This window comes from Brevibacterium sp. SIMBA_078 (assembly GCF_046534565.1).
Classification (GTDB): domain Bacteria; phylum Actinomycetota; class Actinomycetes; order Actinomycetales; family Brevibacteriaceae; genus Brevibacterium.
Window position 1 is genome coordinate 227,626 of sequence record NZ_JAWRYQ010000003.1, and the last position, 12,615, is coordinate 240,240.

The window sequence follows — 12,615 nt, forward strand, 5'->3', positions numbered from 1 at the left end:
GTCAGGCCTTCCTTCTGCGGCGCTTCTGACTCGGACGCTGCGGAGAGATCCCGGCTTCCACGTCTTCGGCGCGCTGGGTGAGTGCGAATTCGACGAGACCGTCGATAAGCGAGGTGAGGTTGGCTTCCTCGGCGAGGACGTCGACGCGCAGTCCGTGTTCGGCTGCGGTGTTCGCCGTTGCCGGGCCGATGCAACAGATCACCGAGGTGGGGGCGGGTTTGCCAGCGATGCCGACGAGGTTGCGCACCGTCGATGAGGAGGTGAAGAGGAAGGCGTCGAAGTCGCCGGCCTTGATCGACTCGCGGATCGGAGCCGGCGGCGGGGAGGCGCGCACGGTGCGGTAGGCTGTGACGTCGTCGGGGTCCCACCCCTTCTCCAGCAGCCCGGCCACAAGCACCTCGGTGGCGATATCGGCACGAGGCAGGAGAACCGTGTTCATCGGGTCGATGTCATCGACGAAGTCCGGCCAGGCCGCGGCCAGCCCGCGTGCGGAGTGTTCGCCGTCGGGGACGAGGTCGGGAGTGATCCCCCAGTCGACCAGCGCTGCCGCGGTGCGACCACCCACGGCGGCGACCTTGACGCCGGCCATCGAACGGGAGTCGAGTCCGAAGTCTTCGAACCACATACGCACGGCACGCACGGCGTTGACCGAAGTGAATCCGACCCATTCATAGGATCCGTCGACGAGGCCGCGGATCGCCTTCTCCATCTGGGTCGGTGTGCGCGGCGGCTGAACGGCGATCGTCGGCACGACGGTGCCGACGGCGCCGAGTTCGGCCAGAGCCTCTGCCGTGGAGGTGCCCTGTTCCTTCGTCCGCGGGATGAGCACCTGCCAGCCGAAGAGCGGTTTGGATTCGAACCAGCTGAGCTCTCCTCTGGATTCCACTCCCTGCCCCATGATCACCACCATACGATCCGAACCTGTCTGCGCCATGGACAGCGCCTGCTGCAAAGTCGTCTCCACGCTCGTCTGCTCGATGGTGGAGATCCCCCACCCGAGGAGAACCTTCGTGTCCTCGTCCCAGCCGTCGGAGAGCAGGGCTTCGATGGCCTGTTCGTGGGCGGCTGCGCTGCCGGTGAGCACATGGGTCGTGTTCCGGTGGCGGGAGACGTCGACATGGGTCTGCGGTCCTGCTTCGATGAAGCGCACCGACCGGACGCGGTTGGTCGTCAGAGCCGTTCCGGTGAAGGCCGCCGTCGAGGCGGAGAGTCCCACTCCGGGCACGATTTCGACCTCGACCTGTTCCTTGCGGCAGACTCCGGCTTCCGCTGTCGTGGTGGTGAAGATGATTCCGTCGTCCGAGCTCAGCCGCACCACGGTCTTGTCCGGGCGGGCGAGTTCGGCCATGCGGCGACCGCGGGTCGAGGCGGCGACTCCGAGGTCGGCGGCATCGATGAGCGTTGCGGCCTGCGGCACATAGGCGGTGACGATCTCGGAGTGCACATCGGCGTCATAGACGACGGTTTCGGCGGTGGCGAGGATCTCGGCGCCGCGCATCGTCATCAGACCCGATTCGCCGGGTCCGCTGCCGATGAAGACGACGCGCGGAGCAGCCGGCAGGAGTCGACGCGGCTGCACCTGGCCCGTTGTCGGTTCGCTGTTCATCCCTGCTCCTGAGCCTTGACGGGGGTGAGGTGTTCGGCGCTGACGGCCGGGTCGATGCCGAGGCGTCCCAGAAGATCCTCGGCCGCTGCGGTGCCGAGTTCGTCGGCGATACGGGCGAGTTCCTTCGCGGTCACCGACAGCTGCTGCTCGCCGGTGCTGCTCCAGTCGACGTCGAGCAGGGCGGGCAGCTCGGTGCTCTGCCGCGTGCGGGCGAGCTTGCCGTCGTCATCGGCCATCACGGCGTCGACGATGAACTCCGTGCCCTCGATCTTCGCCAGCGCGCCGATCGGGGCCGAGCAGCCGGCTTCGGCACGGGAGAGGATCGCGCGCTCGCAGGTCACGGCGAGGTCGGTCGTCTGGTCGTGGATCCGGCGCAGGGCCGCCCGCACCTCGGCGTCGCCGTCGAGGATGTCCGCGGTGGTGGCGAAGGCGCTGTCGGCACTGCGCGTCTCGATCGCCAGGGCTCCCTGGCCCGGAGCCGGGAGCATGACATCGAAGTTGAGCGCATCGGTGGCTTCGGCCAGGCGCCCGATGCGACGCACTCCGGCGGCGGCGAGAACGACGGCGTCGAGGCGGCCGTCGCGGACATGGGCGATGCGGGTGTCGACGTTTCCGCGCACTCCGCGGACCTCGATATCGGGGCGTGCGGCGCGCAGCTGAACGGCACGACGCGGCGAACCGGTGCCGATGACGGATCCGGAGGGCAGGTCGTTCAGGCTCAGCCCGTCACGGCCGATGAGGACATCGGCCGGGTCGACGCGCGGCGGGATGGCAGCCATCTGGATTCCCGCCTCGGGGGTGGTGGGCAGGTCCTTGAGCGAGTGCACGGCCAGATCGATCTTGCCCTGGTGGAGGGCCTGTCGGACGGCGGAGACGAAGACTCCGGTGCCGCCGAAACCGGCCAGGGGCGACATGTTGACATCGCCCTCGGTGACGACCTCGACGATCTCGACACGCCAGCCGGTCAGAGCCGCGATCTGGTGGGCGATCGCCGTGGATTGGGAGCGGGCCAGCTGCGACCGGCGGGTGCCCAGACGCACGGTGCGGCCGGTGAAGTGTTCGGGTTCGACGATGTCGAGGGTGTGATCGGCGACCGGGCGGATGCCGTCGGCCTCGACATGATGCGCGCTGGCGGCCTTCGCGACCTTCGTCTCCGGAGTGGTCTTGGCGTGGGCGACCTTGTTGACCGGCAGGTCGAAGAGCTGCATGAGCGCCTGAGCGTAGTCGACCTCGGATTCGGTCACAGCGAGTTCCTTGACCTTCACGGTCGGGGTGTGGATGAGCTTCTCCGCCACCCGGTGCAGGGATTTGCGGATCTCGGCGAACGCCTTTTCGTCGACGGAGTCACCGAGCTTCTTCTCCAGGCGCTGGGTCTCGGAGGCGAGCACATCTTTGGCATGGGAGCGCAGAGCGGTCACGGTGGGAGCGACCGAGCGCTCCTTGTTGCCGGTGGCGATGTTCTCCAGCTCGGCGGCGATGATGGAGCGCACCTCTTCGACAGTGCTCACGACCTTCGCGTCGCGTTCCTTGTCGGAGCCGCGCAGGAGTTCGCGGATCTCGCCGAGGCCGAAGAGGGCGACATGTTCGAACTCGCGGACGCTGGGGTCGATGTCGTGCGGCAGGGCGAGGTCGATGAAGGCCTTGTTCGCTGCGCCCTTCGGGTTCTGCGAGAGTCCGGCGACGATGTCGTCGCGGCTGACGACGACTCCGCGGGCGCCGGTGCAGGAGACGATGAGGTCGGCGTCGGCGATCTCCTCGGCCATGATGCGCGGAGTGAGTTCACGGGCACGTCCGCCCACCTCGGCGACGAGGCGTTCGGCCTTGTCGAGCGTCCGGTTGAGCACGGTGATGTGGGCGACGCCTTCCTTGTGCAGTCCGGACACGACGAGGCCCGACATGGCTCCGGCGCCGATGACCAGTGCATTCGCGGCACGCAGGGACCCGATGTGCGCGGCCGATGCTTCGATGCCTGCACCGAACAGGGACCGGGCGACGTCACCGAGGTCGGTCTCCGAATGCGCGCGCTTGCCCACACGCAGCGCCTGCTGCAGCGCCTGGGAGAGTTCGGAGGTCAGCGCCTTGTCCGACTGCGATTCCGTGAACGCCGTCCGGAGCTGACCGAGGATCTGGGCTTCGCCGATAGCCATGGAGTCGAGTCCGCAGGCGACCTTGAGCAGGTGCTCCATCGCCTGGTGGTCGTAGTGGGCGTAGAAGTGCCCGGCGATATCGGACCATTCTTTGTCGATCGACGACACGAGCGCGTTGCCGAGGTCGGCCAGTCCTCCGTGGAAGGCGGAGACGTCGGCGATGAGTTCGAGACGATTGCACGTCGAGAGCACGGCGAGTCCCTCGATGTTCTCTCCGGCCAAGGCGTCCCGTCGCAGAGTGCCGACCTCACCGGCGCCGAAGGCCATTCGATCGAGCATGTCGATCGGAGCCGACTGATGTGAAATGCCGAGAACCAAGAGAGTCAATTCCTGTGCTCCTCAAAACCAGGGTTGAGCGGTGCCGTGTCCAGCGCCGAATAGTATGCGAGTACTTGCAGCTCACTGGCCAAGTCGACTTGATGGACACGCACGGTATCCGGTGCGTCGAGCACGGTGGGTGAGAAGTTGAGAATGCCGCGCACACCTGCTTCGACGGCCTTCTGGGCCGCCGCGGGTGCCGCGGCCGCGGGGACGGCCATGACCACCAGGTCGATGTCTTCGGACCAGGCGGGAAGGTCGTCCAGGGAAGAGACGGTCAGGGCGCCGATGGAGGTGCCGATCTTCTCCTCGTCGATGTCGAAGACGGCGGTCAGGCGCAGGCCGCGCCGACGGAATCCGGCGTAGTCGGCCAGTGCCGAGCCGAGCCGTCCGGCGCCGATGATGGCGACGCGGCGGTCGAGGTCGAGGCCGAGGAACGTCCGCAGGGTCGCGGCCAGCTCCGGACAGGAGTAGCCGACCCCGCGGGTTCCCGATCGTCCCAGCTGGGACAGGTCTTTGCGCAGAATAGACGGGGACACACCGCTGCGGGCGGCAAGGTCCTCCGACGAAACTGTGTCCTGGCCGGTGGCGGCAATCGTCTCGACGGTCTGCAGATAGATCGGGAGTCGGGATATCACGCGCTCGGGTACGTCCTTGCGAACGACACCCTCAATCCTGTTGGCGGACAGAATCTCGCCCACGAATCCGCCTCACTCCTTCAATCGATCTCATGCGCCCAAGGCGTCGAGCGCCTTGGACAGCCGATCCCTATCGACTCGATGAAAACTGTGTTGTCGCCCGTTGAGGAGAACGACCGGAACGTCCCAGCCGTACTGCGCAGCCAGATCGTCATCCGTATCGATGTCGATCTCGGTCACGGCCACATCTCTGCCCGCAGCCACCTCGGTGACGGCCTGCAGCGCATCAGCGCACAGATGGCAGTCGACACGTGTGAGAAAGGTCAGATCGACCATGGCTCACTCCTCATCGGGTGCAACAAACCCCGCCGAGAAATCACTCGAGCGGGGGCGTAGGACCGTTGGGCCTTACTTCTTGTTGCGACGCTGGTGACGTGTCTTGCGAAGCTGCTTGCGGTGCTTCTTCTTCGACATACGCTTGCGGCGCTTCTTGATGACTGAGCCCACTCGGGTACCCCTTGTGCTTGTCGGTGGAGGGTGAACATCAGGTGCCCGCCCATTGAACTAACCGTGCAATTCTATCGCTTGGCCGCCTGCTTTCCCAAAACTGTGTCCAGATCCACAACGGCGGTGCCAGGCGATCCGCGCGGACGCGGGGATCGGGTTCGGCCCGGGTGGCGTGCACGGCAGGGCCGGACTCGCGTTCGGCTGGGTCGACGGGCGTCGACCGATATCGATCAGTCGAAGTAAGGGTCGAGTGCGAAGAAGGGGAAGATGTTCTTCCGGGTGCCCATCACGGCACGGTCGAGTTCGACTTCGGGGTCGAATCCCTTCGACCAGGGTTCGAAGGCCCCGTCGAAGCCGTCGGTCATCGACAGCGGCGCTTCCCGCCCGGTCTTCGTCTGCGCATAGGAGGCCCAGCGTCCGGGAATCCGGGCTCCGGGATCGATATCGCGGCCGGCGGCGACGGCCAGCAGGTTCGTCCAGGCGCGGGGCACGACGTCGATGATCGCGTATCCCCCTCCCCCGACCGACAGCCAGCGTCCATCGGCGTGATCGACGGCGAGATCGCGGATGCGTTCGGCAGCGGTGCGCATGGCGTCGACGCTCAGGCGCATATGGGTCAGCGGGTCGGCCCGGTGTCCGTCGCATCCGTGCTGGGAGACGATGACCTGGGGTTCGAATGCGGCGACGACCTGCGGGACGGTGGCGTCGAAGGCGCGCAGCCAGTCCGCGTCGCCCGTGCGTGGGGGCAGTGCGATATTCACCGCCGAGGCGGCCGCCTTGAGTCCCCCGATATCGGCGGGGAATCCGGTGCCGGGGAAGAGGAATTTACCCGATTCGTGGATCGAGATCGTGAGCACTCGCGGGTCGTCCCAGAAGAATGTCTCGACGCCGTCACCGTGGTGGGCGTCGATGTCGAGGTAGACGATGCGCTCGTACCCGGCGTCGAGGAATTCGGTGATCGCGCCGGCCGCGTCGTTGTAGACGCAGAACCCGCTGGCCTTGCCCGGCATCGCGTGGTGCATTCCGCCGCAGAAGTTCACCGCGCGCCGAAAGTCCCCGGAGATGATCGCGTTCGCGGCGTTGACGCTGCCTTGGAACAGCAGCGCCGAGGCGGTGTGCATATTCTCGAACCCGGGAACATCCTCGGTGCCGATTCCGTATCTGTTCGCGTCCTGCTCCTCGAGGCCCTCCTCGGTGCCGGCCTGCTTGACCGCGGCGATGTAGTCGGGGTCGTGGAGGCGGGCGAGCTTCGCCTCATCGATCTCACCGATGGGATCGACGTGGACGTTGTCTGCGTCGAAGAGTCCGAAGTCCTCGGCGAGCTTCGCTGTCAGGTCGAGCCTGAGAGGGTGCATGGGGTGGCTGGGACCGAAATTGTAACCGGTCACTTCGTCGTCCCAAACGACATACACATCATTTTCGGCCATGCCCACCATGCTATATGGCACAGCTCACTTGCGCCGATTCCGGGGCGACCGGCTCTACCATGGTGCTTGTGTCCAAGAATTCCTCGCCGCGCTTCGATCGGCTGCTGAAGCCGGGTCGGTGGGTCCGTGACTTCGTCGACGACCTCGCCGTGGCCTCACCGGCACGATTGGCGATCGGGTCCTTCGTCGCCGTCGTCGCAGCGTTCGCGATCCTGCTGATGCTGCCGGCGAGCATGCGCGACCCCGGTTCGGTCGATCAGGCCACGCACTTCGCGAACTCGGTGTTCGTGGCGGTCTCCGCCGTATGCGTGACCGGGCTGACCCCGGTCGTCACGGAGGAGTACTGGTCGGACTTCGGGATCTCGGTCATCACCGCCGGCATCCAGGTCGGCGGTCTCGGAATCCTCACCCTCGCCTCGGTGCTGGGTATGGCGGTCTCCAGGAGGCTGGGAGTCCGGCAGCGCCTGATCGCTCAGCAGGCCACCTCGGCGCTCAATCTGGGTCAGGTCGGCTCGCTGCTCAAGACAGTGGTCATCACCATCTTCACCGCCGAGTCGATCCTCGCGGTGCTGCTGTTCCCCCGGTTCCTCATCCGCGGGGAATCGCTCGGCGACTCCATCTGGTACTCGGTGTTCTATTCGATCTCGGCGTTCAACAACGCCGGATTCACCATCCACGAAGGCGGGGCGGCGTATTTCGCCTCGGATCCGTGGATTCTGTCACTGCTCATGGCGGGGGTGTTCGTCGGGTCGCTGGGGTTCCCCGTCGTGCTCATGGTCGCGATGTTCTGGAACCGGCCCAGCCGTTGGGATCTGCATACGAAGCTGACGTTGACGACCACGACGACGGTGCTGGCGATCGGACTGCTGCTGTTGGCGCTGTTCGAGTCGGCGAACCCGGCCACCCTGGGCGATAAGAACGCCGGCCACACCTTCGTCGAAGTGCTGTTCATGGCGGTCATGCCCCGGTCGGGCGGCTTCTCGACGATGGAGGTCGCGGACATGAGCCAAGCGTCGCATCTGCTCATGGATCTCATGATGTTCATCGGCGGCGGTTCGTCGTCGACAGCAGGCGGAATCAAGGTGACGACGGTGGCCGTACTCGTCCTCGCTGCGTATGCCGAGGCCAGGGGTCTGCAGGACGTGAATGTGTTCGGTCGGCGGCTGACGTCGTCGACGATCAAACTGTCGATCTCGATCCTGCTCACCGGTGCGATGATCGTCTTCATCGGCACCCTGACGATGCTGCAGATCAGTGCGGAACCGCTCGATCGGGTGCTGTTCGAGGTGATCTCCGCCTTCGGCACCGTGGGCCTGAGCTCCGGGGTGTCGGCGACCTCGCCGAACTCGGGACTCTACGTTCTGTCGGTGATCATGCTCATCGGTCGACTCGGTACGATTACACTGGCGGCTGCACTGTCCATGCAGGATTCGGTGCGCCTCTACCGCTACCCCGAGGAAAGGCCGGTCGTTGGCTAACGAACACACTTCAATCCTGGTCATCGGACTGGGGCGTTTCGGGTCCTCGACCGCGGCGACTCTGGCCAAACTCGGTCGCGAGGTCATGGCCATCGAGCACAATCCCGAGCTCGTCAAGGACTGGAGCGGCAAACTCACCCACGTCGTCGAAGCCGATTCGACGAACATCGACGCACTGCGGCAGGTCGGTGCCGGTGACTTCTCGACTGCCGTCGTCGGGATCGGCACTTCGATCGAAGACAGCGTGCTCACGACCGCCAACCTCGTCGACCTGGGCGTTTCGCAGGTGTGGGCGAAGGCGATCTCGCCGTCGCACGGCAAGATCCTCCACCGCATCGGCGCCCATCATGTGCTCTACCCGGAGTCGGATGCCGGTCGCCGCGTCGCCCACCTGGTCAGTTCGCGGATGATGGAGTACATCGAGTTCGATGAAGGCCATTTCGCCGTGGTGAAGATGCGGCCGCCGCGGGAGATCCAAGGCTTCACTCTCAGCGAGTCCGGTGTCCGCGACAAGTACGGTGTGACGATCGTGGGCATCAAAAGCCCCGGCCGCGACTTCACCTACGCCGATCCGACGACCCGCGTGGGCAAACAGGATCTGCTCATCGTCGCCGGACACGTCGAGCTGCTTGGCCGCTTCGCCGGCCGCCCGTAGGCTGCGAAGCGGTGCCAGAGGTAACCGCGGGTTCAAAGCGTGAATGCAGTGACTTCGATCGGGGCATCTGCATTTCGAAGCAGTTGGTGCACCGGTCAGGTCCGACACCACCGTGGCGGCACACGCTGCGAGCGGCGATCACCCCGCATCGTGGGTCTCGGATCGCTGGCATAGCCAGTGTGGGTGCGCGGTATGAGAGCGGGCGACGGGAATCGAACCCGCGTCGTCGGCTTGGGAAGCCGAAGCTTTACCATTAAGCTACGCCCGCGCGTCGCCACCGAATTCGAACTGTTCGCCCAGGCAGGGCCCGGTGCGATCATGCCGTGGTCAGCGACTCGGACCAGTCTACAGCGTCTGGCCCGAGGTACATCCGACATTCGCGGGTTCAAAGTGTAAAAGCAGTGACTTCGGTCGGGGCATCTGCATTTTCAAGCAGTTGGTGCCGTGGTTGGGTGCGAGCTCAGGAACGCACCCGTGGGGCGATGAACTCCCTCAGGTGCGGTGCCTGCCCTAAGAGTTTGGTCGCGCATTCTTCAAGGTGAGTCACGTCGGTGAAGTTGAGACGAACGATTCGGTAGCCCAGCTCCAGCAACCGGTTGTACTGACGAACCTCTTTGCGCATCAGCCCGACTCCGTTGTCGGCATATTTGGAGAAGCCGTCAACGAGAACGATCGTCCGCGATTCTCTGTGCAGAAAGTCCACACGAGCGATGACTGCGCGCCCATCCCAGACCCTGGCCTGCTGACTGAATCCGGTCAGCCTCAGCTGCGTGAGGTTGTACGCGAAGCGACTCTCTCCGTAACTCTCCGACAGCGGACCGATCGCCGACAGCAAGCGCTGCGCTCTCACCTGGCCTTTCGACAGTCGGCCCAGCACGGGCAGGAAATCCTCGGCGATTCGGCGCTCGGCCAATGCCAGCGTGTCCGGTGGGTAACCGAACCTGGCCGCGGCGTCCGCTCCTGCGTCGGAACCGAATACCGATCTGCGCAAACACTACTCCAGCACGGCGAAGCCCTCCGGTTCACCGAGTTGGCCGAAGAGGTCGAACGCGGTGCGGATGGGCGAGGTGAGCGCCATTTTGCCGATACGGACGACGTCCTCATCAGGAATGGTCTTGGAGGTCCTCGACACATCGGCACTGCTGTGCCGCCTCGTCGGATGAGCGATGAAGACCTTCCCCCGAGGCGGTCGATGCAGTGGAAGGTCATGGACGAATGCGGCGGAGACTCCCCAGATCACGTCGTCAAATCGGTAGTGCGGGTACGAAGCCACTCGCAGCTTCTCGAACATGTCGAGGAGTTCGAAACGAGGCCTCCCCGACTCCGGGTCGGTCTGCTCGACGACTCTGTGCATCCACGCTTCGTCCGTGATGAACTCCGCTATCGCACCATGTCTGGGATTCGAGCAGCGGGCGATGACAGAATACATCCCTTGAGTGAGTGCCAAAAGGCAGCAGTCTTTGGCGTCACGGATGCATCTGCTCTGCACCCCACGCGCCCTGAGTTCACTGGTGCGGACCACGTTGTACATGCGGCAAGACTGTCGCTGCGAATGAGACTCCGACAAGGCCTCCTCAACCGCCTGTGGAATCGCCCTCGGCATCCACACCCATAAGACGTCCGAGTCCGCATGCTGTCAACAGTCCACGGCGTTTGAGTCAGCGGCGCCTCCGCACCCGCGTGGTACTCGATTGCAGCCGAGTTCTCAGCGCAAGGGTGCGTGCGCCGAGATGGTCACGACGCGGCCATAACGCTGCGGTATCCACAACCGCGTGTCCGAAGTGCATGTGTGCTGACCGGAATCGGGTCGTCTGCACTTCGAACACGCGGATGGCGGATGGGATCAGTGCTCGACCGCCTCCTCGGCGCCGAATCCGGTATGGGCACGGACGTCCATTTCGGCGGCCAGCTCGGGACTCTCCACGGTCTTATCCGTCACCGAGGCGATCCAGCCGAGGATGAAGCCGAGCGGAATCGAGATGATGCCGGGGTTCGACAGCGGGAAGATCGCGAAGTCGGCACCGGGGATCATTGCGGTCTCGGAGCCGGAGACAACCGGCGAGAACGCGATGAGCACCATCGCCGAGATCAGTCCGCCGTAGATCGACCACACCGCACCGCGAGTGGTGAAGCGCTTCCAGAACAGCGAATACACGATCGTGGGCAGGTTCGCACTGGCGGCGACGGCGAAGGCGAGGGCCACGAGGAATGCGATGTTCTGTCCCTGCACTCCGATGCCGCCGATGATCGCGACCGCACCGATGACGACGACGGTGCGGCGGGCGATCTTGACCTCCGCCTCGGAGTCCTCGACGTGGCCCTTCTTGATGACGTTGGCGTAGATATCGTGAGCGAACGAGGCCGCCGCGGTGATCGCCAGACCCGCCACCACCGCGAGGATCGTGGCGAACGCGACCGCAGAGATGAAGCCCATGAGCAGGGGCCCTCCGAGCTGCAGCGCCAGGAGCGGCGCAGCGGAGTTCACGCCGCCAGGAGCGTTCTTGATCGCGTCGGCGCCGACGAGTGCGGCCGCACCATAGCCGAGCACGAGGGTGAAGAGGTAGAACGCACCGATGAGCCAGATCGCCCACACCACGGATCGGCGAGCTTCCTTGGCAGTGGGGACGGTGTAGAAGCGCATGAGCACGTGGGGCAGACCCGCCGTGCCCAGCACGAGCGCCAGTGCCAGGGAGATGAAGTCGAGCGGATTCTCGCCGTACTGCAGACCCGGGTTGAGGACGCCTTCCCCGACTCCTTCGGCTGCGTTGTCCACGGCCGAGGCCAGCAGGGTCGAGAGGTTGAAGCCATTGAGTGCGAGCACCCAGATGGTCATGGCGAAGGCGCCGGCGATGAGCAGGATCGCCTTGACGATCTGCACCCAGGTAGTGCCTTTCATTCCGCCGACGAGGACGTAGATGATCATCAGCGCGCCGACGACGGCGATGACCAGCGACTGGCCGACCTTGCCGTCGATGCCCATGAGCAGAGACACGAGTCCGCCGGCACCGGCCATCTGCGCGAGCAGGTAGAAGAAGCAGACCGCCAGGGTCGACAGGGCTGCTGCCATGCGCACGGGGCGCTGCTTGAGGCGGAAGGACAGCACATCGGCCATGGTGAACTTGCCGGTGTTGCGCATGAGCTCGGCGACGATGAGCAGGGCGACGAGCCAGGCGACGAGGAAGCCGATCGAGTAGAGGAATCCGTCGTAGCCGTTGACGGCGATCGCGCCGCAGATGCCGAGGAAGGATGCGGCGGAGAGGTAGTCACCGGCGATGGCGAAGCCGTTCTGCGGTCCGGTGAACGACCGGCCGCCGGCATAGTAGTCCGAAGCGGATCTGTTGTTGCGGCTGGCCCGCAGAACGATGAACATCGTGACCGCGACGAATGCGGCGAAGATCGTGATGTTGAGGACCGGGTTGTTCTCCACCTCGGTGGTCGCTGCGCTGAGGAGGTCGACTCCGGAAGCGACGAAGTCTCCGATTGCCAGAGTGCTCATGAGCGGTGTCCTTCCGATTCGGCCTGCAGTCGTTCACGGATCGCTTCCGCGGGAGGGTCGAGCTTCTTGTTGGCGAACGAGACGTAGAACATCGTGATCGCGAAGGTCGTCACGAACTGCAGCAGTCCGAAGACGAGTCCGACGTTGATCTCCCCCACGACCTTCGTCGACATGAAATCGTGGGCGTACGTGCTGAGGATGACGTAGAGGAAGTACCAGACGAGGAACGCGATCGACAGCGGGATCACCACCGAGAAGCGTTTGCGTTTGAGGGCCTTGAACTCCGGCTTCTCCTCCTCTGCGAGGAAGTCAACACCGGTGTTGACAGGGTCAGTCATTCTTT

General features: G+C 64.9%; 12 protein-coding genes and 1 tRNA gene. 2 read left to right on the top strand and 11 right to left on the bottom strand.

The genetic code is table 11. The features are described 5' to 3' along the window. Window position 1: 1 nt before the first annotated feature. The 6 genes from SB749_RS12900 to SB749_RS12925 form a co-directional block, all read right to left on the bottom strand. Complete coding sequence (locus tag SB749_RS12900; protein WP_410710651.1) at window positions 2-1,606, bottom strand: uroporphyrinogen-III synthase; 1,605 nt, start codon at window positions 1,604-1,606, stop codon at window positions 2-4. Beyond that, window positions 1,603-4,080 carry a glutamyl-tRNA reductase gene (hemA, locus tag SB749_RS12905; protein WP_410710652.1) on the bottom strand — a complete coding sequence of 826 codons (2,478 nt, stop codon included), beginning with the start codon at window positions 4,078-4,080 and terminating at the stop codon, window positions 1,603-1,605. The genes SB749_RS12900 and hemA overlap by 4 nt, the downstream gene beginning before the upstream one ends. After that, window positions 4,077-4,772: a redox-sensing transcriptional repressor Rex gene (locus SB749_RS12910; RefSeq protein WP_410710653.1), complete on the bottom strand. Its 696-nt coding sequence runs from the start codon at window positions 4,770-4,772 to the stop codon at window positions 4,077-4,079. The genes hemA and SB749_RS12910 overlap by 4 nt, the downstream gene beginning before the upstream one ends. A gap of 27 nt (window positions 4,773-4,799) precedes the next feature. After that, window positions 4,800-5,045 (bottom strand): glutaredoxin family protein, encoded by a 246-nt coding sequence (locus tag SB749_RS12915; RefSeq protein ID WP_410710654.1) that lies wholly within the window; start codon window positions 5,043-5,045, stop codon window positions 4,800-4,802. A 72-nt stretch (window positions 5,046-5,117) separates the two neighbouring features. Further along, a complete protein-coding gene (locus SB749_RS12920) occupies window positions 5,118-5,216 on the bottom strand; it encodes a 30S ribosomal protein bS22 (RefSeq protein ID WP_009882927.1) in 99 nt (32 codons plus the stop codon). A gap of 230 nt (window positions 5,217-5,446) precedes the next feature. After that, complete coding sequence (locus tag SB749_RS12925) at window positions 5,447-6,643, bottom strand: acetoin utilization protein AcuC (protein ID WP_410710655.1); 1,197 nt, start codon at window positions 6,641-6,643, stop codon at window positions 5,447-5,449. A 59-nt stretch (window positions 6,644-6,702) separates the two neighbouring features. Here SB749_RS12925 and SB749_RS12930 point away from each other — a divergent pair, with 59 nt between their 5' ends. Beyond that, entirely contained in the window at window positions 6,703-8,121 is a 1,419-nt protein-coding gene (locus SB749_RS12930) for a TrkH family potassium uptake protein (RefSeq protein WP_410710978.1), read from the top strand. Then, complete coding sequence (locus SB749_RS12935; protein WP_169251660.1) at window positions 8,114-8,776, top strand: potassium channel family protein; 663 nt, start codon at window positions 8,114-8,116, stop codon at window positions 8,774-8,776. Before SB749_RS12930 ends, SB749_RS12935 begins: the two co-directional genes overlap by 8 nt. Before the next feature lie 197 nt (window positions 8,777-8,973). On the opposite strand, the gene SB749_RS12940 is transcribed toward SB749_RS12935, so the two are convergent. From SB749_RS12940 to SB749_RS12960, 5 genes are all read right to left on the bottom strand, one after another. Beyond that, window positions 8,974-9,044, bottom strand: a tRNA-Gly gene (locus SB749_RS12940). A 192-nt stretch (window positions 9,045-9,236) separates the two neighbouring features. Beyond that, a complete protein-coding gene (locus SB749_RS12945; protein ID WP_410710656.1) occupies window positions 9,237-9,767 on the bottom strand; it encodes a hypothetical protein in 531 nt (176 codons plus the stop codon). Window positions 9,768-9,770: 3 nt separating this feature from the next. After that, on the bottom strand, window positions 9,771-10,205 hold the full coding sequence (locus SB749_RS12950) for a hypothetical protein (protein WP_410710657.1): 435 nt from the start codon (window positions 10,203-10,205) through the stop codon (window positions 9,771-9,773). Window positions 10,206-10,619: 414 nt separating this feature from the next. Next, a complete protein-coding gene (locus SB749_RS12955) occupies window positions 10,620-12,272 on the bottom strand; it encodes a cation acetate symporter (RefSeq protein ID WP_410710658.1) in 1,653 nt (550 codons plus the stop codon). Continuing rightward, complete coding sequence (locus SB749_RS12960; protein WP_173156295.1) at window positions 12,269-12,610, bottom strand: DUF485 domain-containing protein; 342 nt, start codon at window positions 12,608-12,610, stop codon at window positions 12,269-12,271. The genes SB749_RS12955 and SB749_RS12960 overlap by 4 nt, the downstream gene beginning before the upstream one ends. Window positions 12,611-12,615: the final 5 nt, after the last annotated feature.